A 21,632-nucleotide genomic window follows, 5' to 3' on the forward strand; every position below is an offset into this window, starting at 1 on the left:
AGCGGAACTTCCCAAATATCTTGACATTACCTACCGAGTTCGTGGGTTAATCTGACCCCATGGGTCTGGACCCGATCCGCTCCTGGGGTGAGCGGGCAGAGACTCCCTTGACGGCCGCCATCATGGCGGGACGGTGGATCCGCGCGGCCGCCGTCGACGACGAGCACGGACGGCGATGGCGGCCCAATCCCGACCCGTACGGCAGGCCGGCCACGGCTGGCGGGCCCGCCTCGCTCCACTCGGGGGCGGCCGGCATCGTGCTGTTCTTCCTGGAGCTCGCCGCCGGCACCGGCCATGAGGCGTACCTGGAGGACGCCCGCGCCGGCGCTCGCCACCTCGCGGCGACCTGGCAGGAGCAGGCCGGCACCTCGCTCTACCACGGCCTGGCGGGCGTCGTCCTCGCCCTCGCCGAAGCCGGGTGGGTGCTCGGCGAGGAACGCTTCGAGACCGCGGCGCTCGCGGCCGCCGACCGGATCGTGCGCGGCGCCCGCGCGCTGGGCGACGGCGGGATCGGCTGGTCGGGGGACCCCTCCCTGCGCGGTGACGGCGGCGTCGTGCTGGGGCTGCTGCGCGCCTCGGCGGCGCTCGGCGTGCCGGCCTACGAGGAGGTGGCCCTGGAGGCCGGGCGGCGCATCGCCCGGCTGTCCGCGCCGCGCGAGCGGCCCGCGCGGTGCCCGGCCCTGCCCGCCGAGGCGGCCTCGCCCGGCTTCCTGTCCGGAATCGCCGGGACCTCCTTCCTTCTCGCCCGGCTGTACGGCGCGACGGGCGAGGAGGCGTTCCTCGACGCCGCGCGCCGCGGCGCGGGCCTTATCCGCGCCGCCGGCGTCGTGACCGGGCGCGGGGTCGTGGTCGGCGACCATCTCGGTTTCTGCTCGGGGTCCGCAGGCATCGCCCGGATGTTCTACGAGCTGTACCGCGTGACCGGCGACCGCGGGGACCTGGAGTGGGTGAGGCGGCTGGCCTGGGGCGTCCGGGAGTGCGGCGCGCCGTTCCGGCAGACGGCCGGCCTGTGGAACGTCGCCTGTCAGTGCTGCGGCACCGCCGGGCTGATCGAGCTGTACGTGGGGTTGTGGGCGGCGACCGGGGAGCAGGAGCACCTGGAGTTCGCCCGCAGGCTCGCCGACCACCTGATCGGCCGGGCGACCGGCTACGACGGCAGGGGATACCGCTGGTATCAGGCATACCGGCGGCACCGCCCCGGAGAGGTGTCGGCCGACACCGGCTACCTGACCGGGGCGGCGGGGATCGGGGCGGCCCTGCTGCACCTGGACGCGGCGGGACAGGCGGACCGGCCGCGCCGCGTGATCCTGCTGCCCGACAACCCCTTCCCGCCCATCCCCGTGCCGGCCGTCGCCCTGCGCAGGCCGGCGACCTAGCTTCACCCGACGCGGAGGAGGCGCATGAACCCACTGTTCACGCCCGCGAAAGATGATCCGGGGCCGGGCCGCACGGCCGCCGCCGAGGGCGGAACGCGACCACGGGTCACGACCACGACCGACGGCACGACGCCTCTCCCCGTCGCCGGGGGGAGACCCGGCATCCGCAAATCCCTGCCGCCCGGCACGTTCGCCGTGCACGGCACGAACGCCGAGACGCGCTGGGAGGCCCTGCGGGGCGAGGACTACCTGACGCCGGAACACCTGTTCTTCGTCCGCAACCACACAACCACGCCGCTGATCGACGCGGCCACCCGGCGGCTCACGCTCTGGGGCACCGGGCTGCGCGCAGGACCGGTCGCGTTCACCTACCGGGACCTACTGGAGATGCCGGCCGAGACGGCCACGGCGTTCATCGAGTGCGCCGGCAACGGCCGCCGCTTCTACGGCGAGCAGCAGAACCAGAAGGTGTCCGGCACGCGCTGGCGGCTGGGCGCGGTGGGCGTCGCCTGCTGGCGGGGCGTGCGCCTCGCCGCGCTCCTCGAACGGGCGGGCATGACCGCCGCGGCCGTCGCGCTGATGCCTCGCGGGCTCGACGCGGAGTACGTCGAGGGCGGGGAGAACCTCGGCCGGGTGCGCCGTCCCCTGCCGGTGGCCAAGGCCCTGGACGACGTGCTCGTGGCCTACGAGATGAACGGCCGCCCGCTGCCGCCCGACCACGGCCACCCCGCGCGGCTCGTGGTGCCGGGATGGGTGGGCGTGGCCTCGATCAAGTGGCTGGGGGACATCGAGGTGTCGGCGGAACCGCTGGAGTCCCCGTGGAGCACCCGCCTGTACCGGATGCACGGCCCCGGTTTGCCGCCGGGAGGCGGCCCGCCGCTGACCCGGATAGGGGTCAAGAGCGCCTTCGAGCTTACCTGGCCGGCCCGTCTGGAGGCCGGGCGCGAGCACCTGCTGCACGGCCGCTCCTGGTCCGGCAACGGACAGGTGGTCCGGGTCGACGTCAGCGACGACGAGGGCGTGTCCTGGCGGCCCGCGCGCCTGCACGGCGAACGCCACCCGAGCGGATGGGTCCGGTGGACCTTCGCGTGGACGCCCCCGAGCGCCGGGAACCACCGCCTGCTCGCGCGGGCCGCCGACGAGACCGGCGCCGTGCAGCCCGTGCGGGCGGCGTACAACGCGCTCGGCTACGGGTTCGACGCCGTGGCGCGGCATCCCGTCGTCGTGGCCTGAGGTGGCGTTGTCTAGCGGACGGCTCTTCGCCATCAGCGACCTCCACATCGGCTACCCCGAGAACAGGGCGATCCTGGAGGGCCTGCGGCCGTCCTCGCCGGACGACTGGCTGCTGGTGGCCGGTGACGTGTGCGAGATCCTGGCCGACTTTGAGTGGGCGATGCGCCTGCTGTCCGAACGCTGGGCGAGGGTCGTGTGGGCGCCGGGCAACCACGAGTTGTGGACCCATCCCAGCGACCCGGTCACCTTGCGCGGGGACGCGCGCTACCGCCGGCTTGTCGAGGTGTGCCGCGCGCTGGGGGTGACGACCCCCGAGGACCCCTATCCCGTCTGGGAGGGCGCCGGTGGCCCCGTCGTGATCGTCCCGCTGTTCGTGCTGTACGACTACACGTTCCGCACCCCGGGCGTGCGGACGGCGGAGGAGGCGCTCGCCCTCGCGTACGAGACCGGGGTGGTGTGCAGCGACGAGATGTTCCTGCACCCCGACCCGTACCCGACCCGGCAGGCGTGGTGCGCGGCGCGGCTGGAGGAGACCGAGCGGCGGCTGCGGGACCTGCCGGACGGCCTGCCCGCGATCATGGTCAACCATTACCCCCTGGTCCGCGAGCCGACCCGGATCCTGCGGTACCCGCAGTTCGCCATCTGGTGCGGCACCGAGGCCACCGCCGCCTGGCACCTGCGCTTCCGTGCGGCCACGGTCGTGTACGGTCACCTGCACATCCCGAGGACCACGTGGCACGATGGGGTCCGCTTCGAGGAGGTCTCCGTGGGATACCCGCGCGAGTGGAAGCTCCGGGCGACCCCTCCGGGCCGCCCGCGTCAGATTCTGCCGGTGCCGTGATCGAGCGGATCCTGCCCGAAGGGGTGGCCGGCGCGGAGGTGTTCGACGACCCGCCGGGGATGACGCTCTACCCGGAGGAGGCGGCGTACGTCGCCAAGGCGGTGGACAAGCGCCGCGGCGAGTTTACCGCCGGACGGCACTGCGCGCGGGCCGCGCTGGCCCTGCTCGGCTTACCGCCCGCGGCGATCCCGCCCGGTGAGTCTGGGGCGCCCGTCTGGCCGGAGGGCGTGACGGGGTCCATCACGCACTGCGCGGGATACCGCGCCGCCGCCGTCTCGACGCGGGCTCTGAGCGTGGGCATCGACGCCGAGCCGCACCTGCCGCTGCCCGACGGGATCCTCGACGTCGTCTCCCCGGAGGAGGAACGGCGGACACTGGCCCGGCTGGGCGCGTCGGACGGGGGCCGACACTGGGACAGGGTGCTCTTCAGCGCCAAGGAGAGCGTCTACAAGGCCTGGTGTCCGCTTGCGCGGCGGCGGCTGGGGTTCGAGGACGTCCTGATCCGCCTCGACGAGGACGGCGGCTTCACCGCCACCCTGCTGGTTCCCGGGCCGGACGTCGCCGGACGGCTCCTGACCGGCTTCACCGGCCGCTGGATCGTCGCGAACAGGTTGATCGCGACGTCGGTGACCGTCCCGCGGCCCTCATCCTGACGTGCCGCCGTCGTCCTCCCGCGCCCGTGGGCGCGTCCAGGCCGGCCCTTGGCGCGCCCTCCTGTTCGCTGCGCGACGCCCTCTCCCGGCCCGCGCGACCCTCCCCCTCTCCCGGCTCCGGCGGGCGCCCTCACCGTGACTCCTGTGCCCGAAATCTGGGGTTTAGGGCTGCTTTAGTGGCCGCGCCTAGCGTTTGAGCAGTGATCAGCAGATCCGGGTCACCATCCCGGCCGGGCCCGCGCAGCGTGCGGGCGGCGCGGACGCGGCTCGTTGGAGGAGCACATGGGGGACATACCGGTACGACTTCTGTCGGTGGGGACGGCGCTGCCCGGCCCGCCCATCGACACCGCCGCCCTGGCCGCGGCGTTCGGCATGGACCAGGTGTGGCGGCAGTGGGTCGACACGTTCATCGGGACCCGGACGCGTCACCTGGCGGTCGACCTGTCCACCGGCGAGCGGCGGGAGGGCCTGGCCGGTCTCGGTGAGCGCGCCGCTGCCCAGGCGCTCGCCAGGGCCGGCGTGTCCGCCGAGGACGTGGACGTGGTCGTGTTCGGCACCGCCACTCCCGACACGCTGATGCCGGCGACCGTGAACGTCGTCGCCGACCGGCTCCGCATCGACGGCGTGCCGACGTTCCGACTCCAGTCAGGCTGCTCGGGGGCGGTGCAGACCTTCGACGTCGCGGCCTCGCTGCTGTCCACCGGCCGGTATCGCACGGCGCTGGTGATCGGCGGCGACGTGATCGCCAAGCACTACGACGTCAAGGCGGACCTGACGGCGCTGCCTCCGGACGAACTGGTCAACTACGTGCTGTTCGGCGACGGCGCGGGCGCCGCCGTACTCGCCGTGGGCAACCACCCGGAGGCCCCGGTGCTGCGGTCGGTGCTCACCCGGTTGTCCGGCCTCGGCCGCGCCCCCGGCCAGACCCTGCGCTGGTACGGCCTGGCCGACCGCGACGGTGGCGAGGCGCCGGCCAGCGAGGACTACAGGGCGATCGAGGAGCACGTGCCGGTGCTCGCCGAGGAGACGGCCGACGAACTGCTGGACGACCTCGGCTGGGATCGCGCGGAGGTCGGCCACCTCCTGCCGCCGCAGTTGTCCGTCACGATGACCGCCAAGATCACCGAAAGGCTCGCCTTCCCGGCGGCCGAGGAGGTCTCCTGCGTCGCCGACACCGGCAACAACGGCAACGCCCTGCTGTTCTTCCAGCTCGACCGGCTGCTGCCCGCGATGGCGCGGCCGTCGCGGGCGATCGCGGTCGCGATCGAGTCGAGCAAGTGGATCAGGTCCGGTCTCGCCCTGGAGCGTGTGTGATGACGGCCGCGATCAGCCGGGACGAGTTCGTGGGCCTGCTGCGGGACGAGATCGGCCTCGCCGTGGGCGCCGTGGGCGCCGAGGACCTGGGCCGTACGTTCGACGAGGTGCCGGGCTGGGACTCGCTGCACCTGCTGACCATGCTCGTGCTGCTGGAGAAGCGGGTCAGCCGGCCGCTGTCGCTGCCCGACTTCCTCGACGCCGCCAGCCTGGAGACGATCTACGAGTTGGTGAACCGATGACCGGGCAGCCGTTCCCTCCCCAGCGCAGGCACACCCTGTTCTTCCTCGACCAGATCCGCCACTTCTCGCCGGTCTTCCTCGACACGGAGGTGGACGCCACCGCGATCGTCGCGGGGCGCGAGCGGGCCCGCCAGGCGGGAGAACGCCGCTCGGTCGTTTCCTACGTCGTGCACGCGGCCGCCGGCGTCCTGGCCAAGCACCCGGAGGCCAACGCCGCGATCCACGGCGGGCTCGACCCGGTCGTCGCCTCCCACGACACCGTGGCGGCCAAGGTCACCCTCGACAGACGTGGGAGAGTCGCCGGGTCGTGCTCGCGACCGTGATCCCCGGGCTGGAGTCGGCGTCGCTCGCCGACGTGCAGGCCCACCTGGACCGGGCGGCGGCGGCCGACCCCCCGGGGTCGAGGCGGTGGACGTGTCGGACGTCTACGCCCACCTGTACCGGCTGGGGTACGACTACGGCCCAGCGTTCCAGGGCCTCGCCGCCGGGCGGGACGTACGCGGAACTGAACGTTCCCGGCGACGCGGACTCCCCGGTGGGGACGAACGACTTCGCGCCGCATCCGGCGCTGCTCGAGGCGGCACTCCACCCGTGGTGGGGCGCTGGGCGATGTGGGGCTTGCCGTCCACCGATACCTCCCGCTTGACATCCTGAGGTCCCCTCAGGTTCAATCCTCTCACTTAACCTGAGGCGACCTCAGTATAAATGCGCCCACCAACCTGAGGGCGCCTCACGCTGATCCCCCTGTCAGCGGACCGTGGAGGTTCTATGACCACCGAAAGCGTCTCCGGCGACGTCTCGGCCGGCGTGCCGCGGGCCGACCGCGCCTGGGCCCTCGTGCTCGCGGCGATTGTCGGGGCGGAGTTCATGCTCCAGCTCGACGGCACGATCGTGAACGTCGCTCTCCCGACCCTCCAATCCGACCTCCATCTGTCGGTGGCCGGGGGATCGTGGGTGCCGAACGGCTTCTTCCTCGCCTTCGGCGGCCTCCTGCTGTTCGCCGGCCGCCTCGGCGACGTGCTCGGGCACCGCAGGGTCTTCCTCTCCGGGATCGGGCTGGTCGTGGTGGCGTCTCTGATTGCCGGGCTCGCGCCGAACGTGGAGGTGCTGCTCGCGGGCCGCGTCCTGCAAGGCGCCGGCGCGGCGATCGCCGGTCCCACCGGGCTGGCGCTGCTGGCGATCGTCTTCGAGGGGGAGCGGCAGCAGCGGGCCTTCGGCCTCTACTCCACGGTGACCGGGCTCGGCGCCTCCGCCGGCATGGTGCTCGGCGGCGTGCTCACGTGGGCGGGGGACTGGCGCTGGAGCCTGCTGGTGAACGTGCCCATCGGCCTGGTCATCATCGCCGTCGCCGTCCGGGCCCTCGGCCTGCGGGACGAGGCGACCCGGTCCCGCCCGCTCGGCCTGCCGAGCGCGCTGCTCAGCACCGCCACCCTCGCCGCCGCCGTGTACGGCCTCGTCCACGCCGCGGGGAAAGGCTGGGGCGACCGCTGGACGCTGACAGCCCTCGGCGCCGCGGTCGTGCTGGCCGTGGTTCTCCTGCTGGTGGACCGGCGGGCCGCCGAGCCGCTGCTGCCCCTGGCCCTCTTCTCCGGCCGCGATCGGGCTGGCGCCTTCCTCGCCCTGCTGCTGCTCGCGGCCGTGCTCACGAGCTTCCTGATCTACCTGGTCCAGTACCTCCAGGGCGTGCTGCACCTCAACGCGCTGCAGAGCGGCCTGGCCATCCTGCCCTTCGGCCTGGCGCTGCTGGTCAGCACCCAGATCCTCACCAAGTACATCGCCACGATCGGTCTCAAGACCCGTGCCGTCGCCGGCCTGCTCGTGGTGCTGGCCGGGGTGGCCTGGCTGACCCGCCTCGACGGCGGCAGCACCTACGCCGGCGGCGTGCTCCCCGCCCTCATCGTCATGGGGCTCGGCGTCGGCGTGGCGATCATCCCGTTCAACATGATCGTCCTGACCACCGCGCCGCAGGAGTACGCCGGCGTCACCGCGGGGGTGCTGCAGACGGCGCTCACGATCGGCGGCTCGCTCGGCCTGGCCGCGATGCTGATCCCGCTCACGCGGGGCACGGGTGGTCTCGCCGAGACCATCTCGTCGGTGTTCCTCTGGGCCTGTGGCGCCCTGGTGATCGCCCTGCTCGTCGCGCTTGTCTTCTGGTATCGCCCCGGCGCGCGGGGGGCCACACCCGCCGCCGGGGGCTGACGGGGCCGTCCACCCGCGCCCCGAAACGAGGGGCGAGCCGTCCGCAGCCGGCTCGCCCCTCGTGTCGTTTCCGGGCTCATCCCGCGATGGCGAGGTCGGCGTCGGCGGAGAGGATCGCGAACTGGAGCCGGCGCATGGTCAGGCGGGGTCGAGCCCGAGCTCCTCCCGCAGCACCTGCCGGGCCGACTCGAAGACCTCCAGCGCCTCGGCCCGCCGCCCGGAGCGGTAGAGCGCAAGCATGAGCTGCTCGCGCAGGTTCTCGTTCAGCGGGTACTGCTCGGCCCATCGCGACAGGTCGCCGATCACCTCGCGGTGCCGCCCGAGCCGCAGCGAGCACATCGCGATCGCCTCCAGGCACTCCAGCCGGACCTCCTCGGCCCAGCGGGCGAACGTGCCGACGATGAGCCCGTTGTCGATCCCGGCAAGCACCGGTCCGCGGAACAGGGCCGCGGCGGCGGCGAACGAATCCAGCGCCCGCTCCGGGTCGCGGTCCGTCTCGTCCCGGCCCGCGGCGTGCAGGCTCTGCAGGCGGAACACGTCCACCGACTCGCGGTCCGTCTCCAGCAGATAGCCCTGGGCATGCGTCCGGATGGCCGCCCCGTCCACCGCGGGCTGTACGTAGTTCTTGCGCAGATGCGAGATGTAGACGTGCAGGGCGGCGCGAGCGCGCTTCGGGGCTCGTTCCCCCACAGCTCGTCGAGCAGCTCGTCGGTCGACACCGGCTGGTTCGCCCGGATCAGCAGCGCGGCGTGGAGGCCGGGTTAGCGCCGCCGGCCGTGGCTGCGGTGCCAGATGGCCATCTCCAGCGCGTCCAGTGTCGCTTGTGGTCGCCGCGGACCGCACCGGCAAGGCCCAGGCGAAATACTTGGCCGCCCGGCGCAGGATGTCACGCTCCAGCTCCAGTTCCCGGATCCGGGCCTTGAGCTGCTTGTTCTCCTCTTCCACGTCGCCCGACGGTAGCGGGGCCGCCTGCGAGCGCTTGGGCACCGGCCTCGCCTTCGCCGGCGCGGTGCCCCCGCCTGGGCCTGACGTTCCCACAACCGCAACGTCTCCGGCTGATCCCCAGATCCCGCGCCACCGACGTAATGCGCTCGCGTGGCGGCGGCCCTCCGGGCGGCCGGTCAGCTCTGCCGCTGCTCGATAGGAATGCGCTTGGTCCGCTCCTCTTTCTCGGCGAGCCGCACGCTGATCTCCAGAATCCCCTTGTCGTATGTCGCCCGCACGTCGTTCTCGTCCGCGTCGGGCGGCAGCGCGCACGACCGGGTGAACGAGCCGTACCGGAACTCGGTGCGCTGTCCCTCCCGCTCCTCCTGCCGGCGCTCGGCATGGATGGTGAGGATGCCGTTCGCCACCGTGATCTCCACGTCCTCCGGGTCGATGCCAGGCAACTCGGCGCGCAGGATGTATCTGCCGTCCTTGACGTAGTCCTCGAACCGCATCTGTGGCCCCGCCATCGGCCGGAGCGCCGCGAACGGTGCCTCCAGCAGGTCGAACAGGTCGGGAACCATGCTCCTAGACTCGCGTCTTACGGGAACGCCCATGACTCCACCTCCGGCTTCCGCTCGGTCTCACGACGGGTGTTCCCCTTGAGGGTGAAGTAATTCGACATCAGATGTCCCCGTCCGCTGACGTCGGCGGGAGGCTCAGAGCCGCTCGAGCGGCCGCAGTGAGAGCGGCGGTGGGAACGCCGCATCCAGCAGCAGGAGATCGTCGTCGGTGAGGCGGATGGCCGCGGCCGCCGCGTTGTGCTCCACGTGGGCGGGCACGCCCGACTTCGGTATGGCGATCACGCCGTCGCTCCTGAGCACCCATGCGAGGGCCACCTGCGCCGGGGTCGCCTCATGGCGGTCTGCGACGTCGAGAAGCGCCTGGTGGCCGAGCAACCGGCCCTGTTCTATCGGTGAGTACGCCATGATTGGAATGTGGCGCTTGTGGCACCAGGGGATCAGCTCGTACTCAGGACCGCGCCTGGCGAGGTTGTAGAGGATCTGGTCGATCTGCACGGTCGAGCCGCCGGCGAGCGCGACGAGATCCTCCATGTCGGAGACGTCGAAGTTGCTGACGCCCCACCACCTGTGTTCGCCGTGCCGCCTCCCGTCCGGCCCGAACTGGCGGAGGTCGCAGCGCGGGGGGGAAGGCGTTACTCCTCGAAAGGCCCGTCACGGGGGATCTGGCCGGCGTGGAGCGTCTTGCGGAAGAGGCTGCCGAGGGGAGCGTCTCGCAGCTCGCGCTGACCTGGCGTTACTCTCCGATCATCCGCCGGTTCCTGTCCGGAGCCGTGCCGAAGACCTGGCCGAGGGCGGCCAGAGGCCGCGTCCTGGCGGCGGCCCCTCCCGATCCGCGCCCGTGGCGGAGAGGGCTGAGCGTTCTCCGCAGGAGCCTCGGCTCCGACCTGCTAGCCGGCCCACTCCACGAATCCCCGCCCGTTCGCGGCGCAAGGTGTCGTGGCAGCGATGCCCTGCGTATGTGCGTGGTCATGTGCTCCTCCCGGGACCGGCTCGGCCGACTGCAGTGCACACACGTCCCGGGAACCCAAGGCTACGGAAGTGTCATTTTCCGGAAACACCGCTTTGAGCTGGATGAGCCTCCCCGTGGTCGGCGGGTAGCTGACCACGAGAAACCTATGCATGCTGTGTCGAGCGAGGAGCGCGGACGTGGACTACGAAGAGTTCCTCGAAATCGTGAGCCGCCAGACCGGCCTGGACGCCGAGGCCGCTCAGCGCGCCATACAGGCGACGCTCGAGACGCTCGCGCGGCGCCTGTCGAAGGGTGAAAGCCGCGACCTGCTCCGGCAACTGCCCGCCGAACTGAAGCCGTATGTCTACACGGACAAGGGCCCCGAGGCCTTCGACGTCGACGAGTTCCTCCGGCGCGTGGCCGAGCGGGAGCAGGTGGACGTCGAGGAGGCCGAACGGCACGCGCGAGCCGTCTTCTGGGCGCTGGGCGGTGCCCTGGACGCCAAGGAGGTGGCCGACCTGGCGGCGGACCTGCCGGAGGAATTCGACCCCCTGGTGGCCGAGGCCCAGCGGCGGCACGTGGAGGTCATGCGGTCCTCGGAGTTCCTCAGCAGGGTCGCCAGACGGACCGGCCTCGACGCCGAGGGTGCCGAACGCGCCACCGCGGCCGTGCTGGAGACGCTCGCGGAGCGCATCGCCGCAGGCGAGGTCAGGGACCTCATCCGCGAACTGCCGGTCCGGCTGCACCCACCACTGAGGCGGGGCATCGCCGGTCGCTCCGGCACGGCCACACGGATGGGGCTGGAAGAGTTTCTGCGCCGGGTGGCTGAACGAGAGGGCGTGTCCCTTGACCAGGCGCGGGAACATGCCGCCGCCGTGTTCGCCACGTTGCGCGAGGCCATTACGGACAAGGAGTTCTTCGACATCACCGTCCAGTTGCCGGACGAGTACTGGGCCCTGCTTCCCCGTCCGTGAACGGGCGACGGGCGGGCTCGCCGCTCCACGTGCTCCATGAACCCCGGCAGGTCCTCGAAACCGCGTCAGCAGCAGGTCACCTCTTCCCATGGAGGCCCTGACACGTCACAGGCCTGGCCAGGCGGTCCCGGGTCCGGTCACCTGGCCATCGAGGCCGCCCGGGCGGCCGGCCGGTCCATCGTCATGCCGCTGCTCGGCCGGGCGGCGCGGTACGTAGGCGAGGCTGACGCCGCGCTGAAGCGTGACCTGCTGTCCCGGGCTCGTTGCCTGGTGTTCCCGGTGCAGTGGGAGGAGCCGTCCGGCATGGTCATGATCGAGGCTATGGCCTGCGGCACACCGGTGGTGGCACTGAGCAGCGGTGCGGTCCCCGAGGTCGTCCTGGATGGGGTGACGGGACGTGTCCGCCACGATGTCGGGCAGCTCCCGATCGCCGTCGAGGAGGCCGGGAGGCTGGAGCCGGCGGCCGTGCGCGCCTACGCGCTGCAACGCTTCGACCTCCCGGTGATGATCGAGGCCCACGAACGCGTGTACCAGCAGGTCTTCGCGCGGATACATCACCAGGGCCGTCCGGCGGGACGGGAAGGGTGAATTTCGGGGAGCCACGACGCCTGACCGAGTGAATACGGAGTTGCTTCGCACCTGGCGCTCCCCCTGGGCGACCTGCCACTGCTCATGCGAGGCAGATGAGGGTCGGGAAGGGTGGTGTGAGGGAACGGCAGGCGGGATCCTGGCATAGGAGACGAAAATCCCGTCGGGGTGTTCCACAGGCCGACGGGGGATGCGCGTCATAGGGATTGTTCTCGCTGGTAGAGCCCTGACACCACCAACGTCGAAGGTGGCGTGGATTCCGGTTCTCCCGCTCGGGCCGATACGCAGCGGCGGCGGAGCGAGTTGTCTTCACGAGCTGGAATAGCCGAGGGGGTTGGTCCCGTGAGCGTCCCGAGAACAGCAGGGCCCCACAAGGTGGTGCTGGCCACCTACAGCAGCTACGACGCGGCCCAGCACGCGGTGGACGTCCTGGCCCGCCACGACTTCCCGATCGCACACGTCACCATCGTGGGCTGCGATCTGCGGTGGGAGGAGAAGGTACTCGGGCGATGGGGCCTCGGCAGGGCGCTCGTCACCGGCGCGGGTACCGGCGGCTGGATCGGTCTTCTCATCGGCTTGATATTCGCGATCTTCAGCCCGTGGGCCGGATGGGCCATCGGCTCCTCGATCGTGCTCGGGCTGATCTTCGGCCTCGTCTGGGGTGCGATCAGTCACGTGGTGCAGCACCGGGCGTTCGCCTCGATGCCTGCGGTCGTCGCCGACCACTACGACATCCTCGTGGACCCCGAATTCGCCGACGAGGCCCGGCGAGTGCTCACCGACGCTCGTGAGGCCGCTGCGCTCAGGTGAGCGCCAGGAGGGGGATGAGGACATGGCCAAGGCGGTGGGCATCGACCTCGGCACGACGAACTCGGTCATCGCGACCACCGAGGACGCGCATCCGACGGTCGTCCCGAACGCCGAGGGGTCGCGCACGACTCCCTCGGTGGTTGCCTTCACGGACCAGGGCGAGGTGCTGGTGGGCCAGATGGCCAGACGCCAGGCGATCCTCAACCCGAAGGGCACGATCTATTCGGCCAAGCGCTTCATCGGGCGCAAGTTCGACGAGGTGCAGAGCGAGATCAAGGCGGTCTCGTTCGACGTCGTGCCGGGCCCGGACGGCGCCGTGCGGTTCAAGGTGCGCGACAAGCTGTACGCGCCGGAGGAGATCTCCGCCTTCGTGCTGCGCAAACTGGCCTCGGACGCCGGGAAGTTCCTGGGGGAGAAGGTCAACGAGGCCGTCATCACGGTGCCCGCCTACTTCAACGACGCGCAGCGGCAGGCCACCAAGGACGCCGGCAAGATCGCCGGCCTGGAGGTCCTGCGGATCATCAACGAGCCGACCGCGGCGGCCTTGGCGTACGGCCTGGACAAGAAGGGCAACGAGACCGTTCTCGTGTTCGATCTGGGCGGGGGCACGTTCGACGTCAGCGTCCTCGACATCGGCGAGGGCGTCATCGAGGTCCGCTCCACCTCGGGCGACACTCACCTGGGCGGCGACGACTTCGACCGGCGCATTGTCGACCATCTGGCCGACGAGTTCCAAAAGCAGCAGGGCATCGACCTGCGGCGCGATCCGCAGGCCCTCCAGCGGCTGTTCGAGGCCGCGGAGAAGGCCAAGGTGGAGCTGTCGGCGGTCACCCAGACGCAGGTCAGCCTGCCGTTCATCACGGCCGACGCGACCGGCCCCAAGCACCTGAACACGACACTCATGCGCTCGACCTTCGAGCAGATCACCCACGACCTGCTCGAACGCTGCCGGGGCCCGGTGGAGCAGGCCATGGCCGACGCGAAGCTGACGACGAACGACCTCGACGAGGTGATCCTCGTCGGCGGTTCCACCCGCATGCCGGCCGTGCAGCAACTCGTGCGGCGGCTGACGGGCAAGGAACCGAACATGACGGTCAACCCTGACGAGGTCGTGGCCGTCGGGGCCGCCGTCCAGGCCGCCATCATCAAGGGCGAGCTGAAGGACGTCGTGCTCCTGGACGTCACGCCTCTGTCGCTCGGCGTCGAGACGCTCGGCGGCGTGATGACGAAGATCATTGACAGGAACACCACGATCCCGGCCCGCCGCACGGAGACGTTCAGCACGGCGGACGACAACCAGTCGGCCGTGGACGTGGTCATCCTGCAGGGCGAGCGCGAGCGGGCCGCCGACAACCGGGTGCTCGGCCGGTTCCGGCTGGAGAACATCCGGCCCGCGTCGCGCGGGGTGCCGCAGATCGAGGTCACCACCGACATCGACGCCAACGGCATCCTGAACGTCTCCGCCAAGGACAAGGACACCGGCGCCGAGCAGCGCATCACGATCAGCGAGAGCTCCAACCTGGACAAGAGCGAGATCGACCGGATGATCGCCGACGCGGAGCGGCACCGCACCGAGGACGCGCAGCTTCGCGCCGCGATCGACGCGCGCAACGAGCTGGACTCGGTCGCCCACCAGGTGGAACGCCGGCTGTCGGAGCTGGGCGAGGCCGTCCCGGTGCACGAGAAGGCTCGGGCCGAGCAGCTGATCATGGAGGCGCGTCAGGCGATCAAGGAGGAGGTGCCCGTCGACCGGCTGCGCGGCCTGACCGCGGAACTGCAGCAGGTCTACCACGGCCTCGGCGTGGCGGCGTCCGCCGCCCAGGGCCAGACCCAGGGGCCGACTCAAGCCGGGCCCGGCCAGGCCGCCGCCGGCCCCTCGGACGAGGACGTCATCGACGCCGAGTTCACCAGCCCCGAATAGCCCGTGAAGTGACGTGACATGACCGAGCGGAATGAGACACCTCCCGCGGAGCCCCGGCAGGCCGTCGAGGAACCCGTTGCGGAGAAGCTCGCCGAGCTGGAGGACCGGTGGCTGCGGGCCGTCGCCGACCTCGACAACCTCCGCAAGCGTGTCGCGCGCGACATGGACCGGCAGCGGATCGAAGAGCGTACGCGCGTCGCGGCCGAGTGGCTGCCGGTGATCGACAACCTCGAACTCGCGCTGAGGCACGCGGGCGCCGACGCCGACGCGGTGATCGAGGGGGTCCGGGCCGTCCGCGACCAGGCGGTCGGCGTGCTCGCGCGCCTCGGCTTCCCGCGCAGGGACGACGTGGGCACGCGGTTCGACCCCGCCAGGCACGAGGCGGTCAGCACGGTCGCCGTCCCGGACGCCGACCCCGGCACCGTCGTCGAGGTCGTACGGCCCGGCTACGGCGACGGCGCGCTGCAACTACGCCCGGCCTCCGTCGTCGTCTCCACGAAAGCCGACGAGTGATGGCGGAGCGCGACTTCTACGAGATCCTGGGCGTGCCGAGAACGGCGGACCAGGACGAGATCCAGCGGGCCTACCGGAAGCTGGCCCGCACCTACCATCCCGACGTCAACAAGTCCCCCGACGCCGAGGACCGCTTCAAGGAGGTCTCGGAGGCGTACGAGGTGCTGTCGGACCCCGGGACGCGGCGGCGGTACGACGCGTTCGGGCCGGACTTCCGCCGTGTACCCGAAGGCGTCGACCCGGCGACGTACGCGCGTGCCCGCGCCGGAGCGGGAGCCGGCGCGGGGCCGGGCTGGGCGGGGCCGGGGCCCGCCTGGGCGCGCGGACCCGGCGGGGAGGAGATCCACTTCACCACCGGCGAGGGTTTCGAGGGCATCGACCTCGAAGATCTGCTCGGCGGCGTCTTCGGCGGGCGGGGACGCCGCGCGGCCGGCCGCGGCTGGGGTCCGGTGCCCGGCGCCCACCAGGAGGCCGAGCTGCCGCTCACGGTGGAGGAGGCCTACCGCGGCGGCCGGCGGAGCATCACGATTCCCGGCCCGGGAGGCGGGCGGACCCTCCAGGTGAACATCCCCCCGGGGGTCACCGACGGCCAGCGGATCCGGCTCGCGGGCCAGGGCGGCGCGGGCAGCGACGGCGCCAGGGCGGGGGACCTGTACCTGATCGCGCGGATCACCGATCACCCGCGCTACCGCCTGGAGGGGCGCGACATCCACGTCCGCCTCCCGCTGACGCCGTCGGAGGCCGCGCTGGGGGCGACCGTCGCGGTCGACACGCCTGGCGGAGAGGCGAAGGTCAAGGTGCCGCCGGGCACCTCGTCCGGGCGCCGTCTGCGCCTGCGTGGACAGGGCATGCCGAACCCGCGCGGCAGGCCCGGAGACCTGCTGGCCGAGGCCCGGATCATGGTGCCCCGCACGCTCGGCGACGAGGAGCGCCGCCTGTACGAGCAACTGGCCAGGATCTCGGCGTTCAACCCGAGGAGCCCGTCATGACCTATCCGCTCGTCCGGCTCGCCCACGTGGACATCGGGCACCTGGACCTGGAGTCCTTCTCCCGGGCCACGGGACTGCACCCCGAGCTGGTGCGCCGCCTGGTGGCGCTGGGGTTGATCGACGCCTGGACGGACTCCTCGGGCGGCCTGCGCTTCCCGACCGCCCAGGTCGTCGCCGCGGGCCGCCTCCAGCGCCTGCACGCGGGGCTCGCCGTCAACTACGCCTCCCTCGGCCTCGTGACCGACCTCCTGGATCGCATCGCGGAGCTGGAGGCGGCTCTGCGCACCCATACGAGATGGACCGGAGACAGATCGTGGACCTGAACCGCCTGACGCAGAAGTCGCAGGAGGCCCTGCACGACGCCCAGACTGCGGCGATCCGCTTCGGACACACCGAGGTCGACGGGGAGCACCTGCTGCTGGCGCTGGTCCGGCAGCCCGACGGGCTCGTCCCGCGCCTGCTGTCCGCCGCCGGCGCCGACCCGGACAAGCTCCGGCTCGAACTGGAGCACGAGCTGGAGCGGCGGCCCCGCGTCACCGGTCCCGGCGCCGCTCCCGGCCAGGTGTACGTCACCCAACGGCTGTCGCGGCTGCTCGACGCCGCCGAGCGGGAGGCCGGCCGGCTGAAGGACGAGTACGTGTCGGTCGAGCACCTGCTGATGGCGCTGCTGGACGAGGGCGTCGACAGCGCGGCGGGCCGGCTGCTCAAGGGACACGGGCTGACCCGTGAGCGCTTCCTGCAGGTCCTGACGCAGGCACGCGGGAATCAGCGGGTGACCTCCGCCAATCCGGAGGTTGCCTACGAGGCGCTGGAGAAGTACGGGCGCGACCTCGTCGCCGCGGCGCGGGCGGACAAGCTCGACCCGGTCATCGGGCGGGACGGCGAGATCCGCCGGGTCGTCCAGATCCTGTCCCGCAAGAGCAAGAACAACCCGGTCCTGATCGGCGACCCGGGCGTGGGCAAGACGGCGATCGTGGAGGGCCTCGCGCAGCGCATCGCGCGCGGCGACGTCCCGGAGGGCCTGAAGGACAAGACGATCTTCAGCCTGGACATGGGCGCGCTGGTCGCCGGGGCGAAGTACCGCGGCGAGTTCGAGGAGCGCCTGAAGGCCGTGCTCACGGAGGTGACGGCGTCCGAGGGGCGCATCCTGCTGTTCGTCGACGAGGTGCACACGGTGGTCGGCGCGGGCGCCGCCGAGGGGGCGATGGACGCCGGCAACATGCTCAAGCCGATGCTGGCCCGCGGCGAGCTGCACATGATCGGCGCGACGACCGTGGCGGAGTATCGCAAGCACATCGAGAAGGACGCCGCGCTGGAGCGCCGCTTCCAGCCCGTCTTCGTCGACGAGCCGTCAGTCGAGGACTCCATCTCCATCCTGCGCGGGCTGCGCGAGCGGCTCGAGGTCTTCCACGGCGTGAAGATCCAGGACGGCGCGATCGTCGCCGCGGTCGTGCTGAGCCACCGCTACATCTCCGACCGCTTCCTCCCCGACAAGGCGATCGACCTGGTCGACGAGGCGTGCGCCATGCTCCGTACGGAGATCGACTCGATGCCCGCCGAGCTGGACGAGCTGACCCGCCGGGTGACGCGGCTGGAGATCGAGGAGGCGGCGCTCGCCAAGGAGGACGACCCGGCGAGCCGGGAGCGCCTGGAGACGCTACGCAAGGAGCTGGCCGACCTGCGGGCAGAGGCCGACGCCATGCGGGCCCAGTGGGAGGCCGAGCGGCACGCCCTGCGCAAGGTGCAGCAGCTGCGCGAGGAGATCGAGAGCGTACGCCGGGAGGCCGAGCAGGCCGAGCGCATGTACGACCTGAACCGCGCGGCCGAGCTGCGGCACGGCAGGCTTCCCGAACTGGAGCGCAGGCTGCGTGCCGCGGAGGAACAGCTGGAGAGCAAGCAGGGCGGGCACCGGCTGCTGCGCGAGGTGGTGACCGAGGAGGAGATCGCCGGCATCGTGTCGCGGTGGACCGGCATCCCGATCAGCCGCCTGCAGGAGGGCGAGCGGGAGAAGCTGCTACGGCTCGACGAGATCCTGCACCAGCGGGTGATCGGCCAGGACGAGGCCGTGCGGGCGGTCGCCGACGCCATCATCCGGGCGCGCTCGGGGATCAAAGACCCCCGCCGCCCGATCGGATCGTTCATCTTCCTCGGGCCGACCGGAGTCGGCAAGACCGAGCTGGCCAAGACGCTGGCCGAGGCATTGTTCGACACCGAGGAGAACATCGTCCGCGTCGACATGAGCGAATACCAGGAGCGCCACACCGTCAGCCGCCTCGTCGGCGCCCCGCCCGGGTACGTCGGCTACGAGGAGGGCGGCCAGCTCACCGAGGCCGTGCGGCGCAAGCCCTACTCCGTGGTGCTCTTCGACGAGATCGAGAAGGCACACACGGACGTGTTCAACACCCTGCTGCAGGTGCTGGACGACGGGCGGCTCACCGACGCCCAGGGGCGCACGGTCGACTTCCGCAACACAGTGATCATCATGACGTCCAACATCGGCTCGCACTACCTCAGCGAGAAGGCGGCGCCGTCGGGCGAGATCGACCCGGAGGTGCGGGAGATGGTCATGGCGGAGCTGCGCGCCCGCTTCCGCCCCGAGTTCCTCAACCGTATCGACGACATCGTGCTGTTCAAGCCGCTCACCGAGGCCGAGATCGAGCAGATCGTCACGCTGATGTTCAACGACATCAGAGCGCGGCTCGCCGAACGCCGGATGACGCTGGAGATCAGCCCGGAGGCGGTCCGCCACATCGCCGAGCGCGGGTTCGACCCGATCTACGGAGCCCGCCCGCTGCGCCGCTACATCGCCCGCGAGGTGGAGACCCGGGTGGCCCGAGCGCTGGTCGCCGGCGACGTCAGGGACGGCGCCACCATCCGGGTGGGGTTGTCCGGCGGCGAGCTCGTCGTCACATACGACAACCCGGAGGGCTGACCGATGCCGCCGAAGGTCATCGAGTCGAGCGTCGTCCGGTGCCCGCACTGCGGCCGGAACAACCGCGTGCCCAAGGCGGGGGCGGGAGCGCCGCGCTGCGGCGAGTGCCGCGAGCCGCTGCCGTGGGTGGTCGACGCGCGGGACGACGACTTCGCTGAGGTCGCCGAGGCGGCGCGGATTCCGGTCGTCGTCGACCTCTGGGCGTCCTGGTGCGGGCCGTGCCGCATGGTGAGCCCGGCGCTCCAGCAGGTCGCCACCGAGCTGGCCGGGCGGATCAAGCTGGTGAAGGTGAACATCGACGAGGCGCCCGAGACGTCGCGGCGCTTCGGCGTGCAAGCCGTTCCGACGCTCGTCGTCCTGCGGCTGGGGCGGGTCGTGGCCCAGCGGGCCGGCGCGGCCCCGGCGCCCGTGTTGCGGGAGTGGGTCGGCGATGCGCTGGCCGGATGAGCTCATCGAGTCGCCCGATCTGCAGGGCGCCTACCCCCGGCTGAGCGACACGCAGATGCGGACGCTGGCCGCCCACGGCGAGCGTCGCCCGGCTCACCGGGACGACGTGCTGTTCGCGGAGGGCGATCCGTGCGCCGCCTTCTTCGTCGTACTGAGCGGCAAGGTGGCGACCGTGAAGGGGTACGGAGTCGACGATCAGGTGATCAGGGTCCACGGCGCGGGCCGGTTTCTGGGCGAGCTCAACGTGCTCACCGGCCAGGCCAGCTTCATAACCGCCGTGGTGGCGGAGGACGGCGAGGTGCTCGCCGTGCCCGTGGACGAGCTCCGCCGGCTTGTCGCCGGCGACGAGATCCTGGGCGACCTCGTCCTGCGCGCCTACCTCATCCGCCGCTCGATGCTCATCGGACTGGGGGCCGGTTTCCGGATCGTGGGCTCCCGCTACTCGCCGGACTGCCGCCGGCTGCGGGAGTTCGCGGCGCGCAACCGGCTGCCGCACCAGTGGATCGACCTGGAACAGGACGCCGAGGTCGAGCGCTTCCTGCGGCGGATGGACGTCACCCCGGCGGAGACGCCGGTCGTGATCTGGCACGGCGAGCTGGTGCTGCGCAACCCCACCAACGCGGAGCTGGCCAGGGCCATCGGCCTCCCGGCGCCGAGCACGCGGGAGGCGGTGTGCGACCTGCTCATCGTCGGAGCCGGGCCGGCTGGCCTGGCCGCCGCGGTCTACGGAGCGTCCGAGGGGCTCGGCACGGTTGTCCTCGACAGTGTCGCCCTGGGCGGCCAGGCGGGCACCTCGTCGCGGATCGAGAACTACCTTGGCTTTCCCGCCGGGATCTCCGGTGGCGAGCTGGCCGAGCGGGCGATGATCCAGGCCCGCAAGTTCGGCGCGGAGCTCTGCGTCCCGGCGGAGGCGTGCACGCTACGAGAGCACGAAGGCCATCACCTCGTCACCCTGAAGGAGGGCGCGACGGTCCACGCGCGCACGCTGCTCATCGTGACAGGCGTCCGCTACCGGAGGCTCGTCGTGCCCGACCTGGAGAGGTTCGAGGCGACCAGCGTCTACTACGCGGCCACCGCGTTCGAGGCACGGATGTGCAGCCGGGACCCGGTCGTCGTCGTGGGCGGCGGTAACTCGGCCGGCCAGGCCGCGCTGTTCCTCGCCCACCACGTCGCCTCTGTCCGCCTGCTCGTACGCGACGGCGAGCTGACCAGGAACATGTCCCGCTACCTGGCGGTCGAGATCGAACAACACCCCGGCATTCAGGTGATGCTGAACACCCAGGTCCGGCGGCTGGTCGGGCGGGAGACGCTCGAGGCGGTCGTCGTCGAGCACAACGTCACCGGGGAGCGGTTCACCGTCGAGGCCCGCGCGATGTTCGTCTTCATCGGTGCGGAGCCGTACACCCGGTGGCTGGCCAACGAGGTCGCGCTCGACTCCCGGGGATACATCCTGACCGGGCTGGACGCCGCTCGTTCCGGCAGGAAGGGCGTGCCGGACTCCACCGGTCGGCCGTTCCCGCTGGAGACCAGCAGAGCGGGTGTGTTCGCGGCCGGCGACGTGCGGAACGGATCGATCAAACGGGTCGCGTCGGCCGTCGGCGAGGGCGCGATGGCCGTGCGCCTCGTGCACGAACACCTTCAGCTGAGGGGCTGAGCCGCCCACGCGGGGAGGAAGGGGACTGGCGATGGCAGAAGTGATGGCGGTGCCGAGGTTCGAGCGGTTCTTCAGGACGGCGGCGGGCCTCGACGTCGACAAGGAGGATCTCCGGCGCTACAGCGACTTCGTGAACCAGAACCTGTACGACCTGCTGGTGATCGGCCAGGCCCACGCGAAGGCGAACGTCCGGGACGTCGTCGAGACCTGGGACCTGCCCATCACCAAGGGCCTCCAGGAGAGCATCCACCGGTTCCGCGACCTCGACGAGGACATCGAGCTGAAGCCCATCCTGGAGCAGCTCGCGGCGTTGCCTCCGCTCGACCTGTCCATCGGCGAGGAGGTGAGGGAACGGCTGCCCGAGATCGTCGGCGGGCTGTCGCTGGCGCTGGCGCGCACGTTCACCATCCTCGATCCCGGCCTGAAGAACCCGAGGACGGAGCAGTGGGATCGCGTGATCCGCGTCTTCCGGCTGCTGCTCTAGAAGTG

At 71.5% G+C, this 21,632-nt stretch carries 21 protein-coding genes and 1 pseudogene; 19 read left to right on the forward strand and 3 right to left on the reverse strand.

The genetic code is table 11. The annotated features are described in order from the left end of the window. Positions 1–59: 59 nt before the first annotated feature. The 8 genes from QSK36_RS39125 to QSK36_RS39160 all read left to right on the forward strand — a co-directional run bounded on the left by QSK36_RS39125 (position 60) and on the right by QSK36_RS39160 (position 7,858). Positions 60–1,376: a lanthionine synthetase LanC family protein gene (locus tag QSK36_RS39125; RefSeq protein ID WP_285785887.1), complete on the forward strand. Its 1,317-nt coding sequence runs from the start codon at positions 60–62 to the stop codon at positions 1,374–1,376. A gap of 24 nt (positions 1,377–1,400) precedes the next feature. Beyond that, on the forward strand, positions 1,401–2,609 hold the full coding sequence (locus tag QSK36_RS39130; RefSeq protein ID WP_285785888.1) for a sulfite oxidase: 1,209 nt from the start codon (positions 1,401–1,403) through the stop codon (positions 2,607–2,609). A gap of 7 nt (positions 2,610–2,616) precedes the next feature. Continuing rightward, entirely contained in the window at positions 2,617–3,450 is an 834-nt protein-coding gene (locus QSK36_RS39135) for a metallophosphoesterase family protein (RefSeq protein ID WP_285785889.1), read from the forward strand. Next, positions 3,447–4,103, forward strand: coding sequence for a 4'-phosphopantetheinyl transferase family protein (locus QSK36_RS39140; RefSeq protein ID WP_285785890.1), 657 nt, complete (start codon positions 3,447–3,449; stop codon positions 4,101–4,103). Before QSK36_RS39135 ends, QSK36_RS39140 begins: the two co-directional genes overlap by 4 nt. 282 nt (positions 4,104–4,385) lie before the next feature. Continuing rightward, positions 4,386–5,417 carry a 3-oxoacyl-ACP synthase III family protein gene (locus QSK36_RS39145; RefSeq protein WP_285785891.1) on the forward strand — a complete coding sequence of 344 codons (1,032 nt, stop codon included), beginning with the start codon at positions 4,386–4,388 and terminating at the stop codon, positions 5,415–5,417. After that, the gene (locus QSK36_RS39150; protein ID WP_183541703.1) at positions 5,417–5,659 is read left to right on the forward strand and encodes a phosphopantetheine-binding protein; all 243 of its coding nucleotides are present in this window, start codon (positions 5,417–5,419) and stop codon (positions 5,657–5,659) included. The genes QSK36_RS39145 and QSK36_RS39150 overlap by 1 nt, the downstream gene beginning before the upstream one ends. Then, on the forward strand, positions 5,656–5,982 hold the full coding sequence (locus tag QSK36_RS39155) for a hypothetical protein (protein ID WP_285785892.1): 327 nt from the start codon (positions 5,656–5,658) through the stop codon (positions 5,980–5,982). The genes QSK36_RS39150 and QSK36_RS39155 overlap by 4 nt, the downstream gene beginning before the upstream one ends. Before the next feature lie 445 nt (positions 5,983–6,427). After that, positions 6,428–7,858, forward strand: coding sequence for an MFS transporter (locus tag QSK36_RS39160; protein WP_285785893.1), 1,431 nt, complete (start codon positions 6,428–6,430; stop codon positions 7,856–7,858). Between the two features lie 138 nt (positions 7,859–7,996). Here the strand turns inward: QSK36_RS39160 and QSK36_RS39165 are convergent, their stop codons facing one another. From QSK36_RS39165 to QSK36_RS39180, 3 genes and pseudogenes are all read right to left on the reverse strand, one after another. Beyond that, positions 7,997–8,548, reverse strand: a complete 552-nt coding sequence (locus QSK36_RS39165) for an AfsR/SARP family transcriptional regulator (protein WP_285785894.1) — start codon at positions 8,546–8,548, stop codon at positions 7,997–7,999. Positions 8,549–8,979: 431 nt separating this feature from the next. Then, positions 8,980–9,366 (reverse strand): Hsp20/alpha crystallin family protein, encoded by a 387-nt coding sequence (locus QSK36_RS39175; RefSeq protein ID WP_285785895.1) that lies wholly within the window; start codon positions 9,364–9,366, stop codon positions 8,980–8,982. 135 nt (positions 9,367–9,501) lie between these two features. Continuing rightward, positions 9,502–9,936, reverse strand: a pseudogene (locus QSK36_RS39180) (aldo/keto reductase); the annotation flags it as partial. A 576-nt stretch (positions 9,937–10,512) separates the two neighbouring features. Between QSK36_RS39180 and QSK36_RS39185 the strand changes: the two are divergent. The 11 genes from QSK36_RS39185 to QSK36_RS39235 all read left to right on the forward strand — a co-directional run bounded on the left by QSK36_RS39185 (position 10,513) and on the right by QSK36_RS39235 (position 21,627). After that, positions 10,513–11,289: a DUF2267 domain-containing protein gene (locus QSK36_RS39185; protein ID WP_285785896.1), complete on the forward strand. Its 777-nt coding sequence runs from the start codon at positions 10,513–10,515 to the stop codon at positions 11,287–11,289. Positions 11,290–11,472: 183 nt separating this feature from the next. Further along, entirely contained in the window at positions 11,473–11,877 is a 405-nt protein-coding gene (locus tag QSK36_RS39190) for a glycosyltransferase (protein ID WP_285785897.1), read from the forward strand. 342 nt (positions 11,878–12,219) lie between these two features. After that, complete coding sequence (locus QSK36_RS39195; protein WP_183541714.1) at positions 12,220–12,687, forward strand: general stress protein; 468 nt, start codon at positions 12,220–12,222, stop codon at positions 12,685–12,687. Between the two features lie 22 nt (positions 12,688–12,709). Continuing rightward, the gene (gene dnaK, locus QSK36_RS39200; RefSeq protein ID WP_285785898.1) at positions 12,710–14,608 is read left to right on the forward strand and encodes a molecular chaperone DnaK; all 1,899 of its coding nucleotides are present in this window, start codon (positions 12,710–12,712) and stop codon (positions 14,606–14,608) included. Between the two features lie 18 nt (positions 14,609–14,626). After that, a complete protein-coding gene (locus QSK36_RS39205) occupies positions 14,627–15,121 on the forward strand; it encodes a nucleotide exchange factor GrpE (protein ID WP_183541724.1) in 495 nt (164 codons plus the stop codon). Further along, on the forward strand, positions 15,121–16,110 hold the full coding sequence (locus tag QSK36_RS39210) for a DnaJ C-terminal domain-containing protein (RefSeq protein WP_183541726.1): 990 nt from the start codon (positions 15,121–15,123) through the stop codon (positions 16,108–16,110). Before QSK36_RS39205 ends, QSK36_RS39210 begins: the two co-directional genes overlap by 1 nt. Further along, positions 16,107–16,433 (forward strand): chaperone modulator CbpM, encoded by a 327-nt coding sequence (locus QSK36_RS39215; RefSeq protein ID WP_183541728.1) that lies wholly within the window; start codon positions 16,107–16,109, stop codon positions 16,431–16,433. Before QSK36_RS39210 ends, QSK36_RS39215 begins: the two co-directional genes overlap by 4 nt. Then, a complete protein-coding gene (clpB, locus tag QSK36_RS39220) occupies positions 16,406–19,042 on the forward strand; it encodes an ATP-dependent chaperone ClpB (protein ID WP_221264267.1) in 2,637 nt (878 codons plus the stop codon). Before QSK36_RS39215 ends, clpB begins: the two co-directional genes overlap by 28 nt. Positions 19,043–19,045: 3 nt before the next feature. After that, positions 19,046–19,489: a thioredoxin gene (gene trxA / locus QSK36_RS39225; protein WP_183541730.1), complete on the forward strand. Its 444-nt coding sequence runs from the start codon at positions 19,046–19,048 to the stop codon at positions 19,487–19,489. After that, entirely contained in the window at positions 19,473–21,143 is a 1,671-nt protein-coding gene (locus tag QSK36_RS39230) for an FAD-dependent oxidoreductase (protein ID WP_285785899.1), read from the forward strand. The genes trxA and QSK36_RS39230 overlap by 17 nt, the downstream gene beginning before the upstream one ends. A gap of 31 nt (positions 21,144–21,174) precedes the next feature. Further along, entirely contained in the window at positions 21,175–21,627 is a 453-nt protein-coding gene (locus QSK36_RS39235) for a DUF1931 family protein (protein ID WP_285785900.1), read from the forward strand. Positions 21,628–21,632 lie beyond the last annotated feature (5 nt).

It is taken from the genome of Microbispora sp. NBRC 16548 (genome assembly GCF_030268985.1).
Lineage (GTDB): Bacteria > Actinomycetota > Actinomycetes > Streptosporangiales > Streptosporangiaceae > Microbispora > Microbispora catharanthi.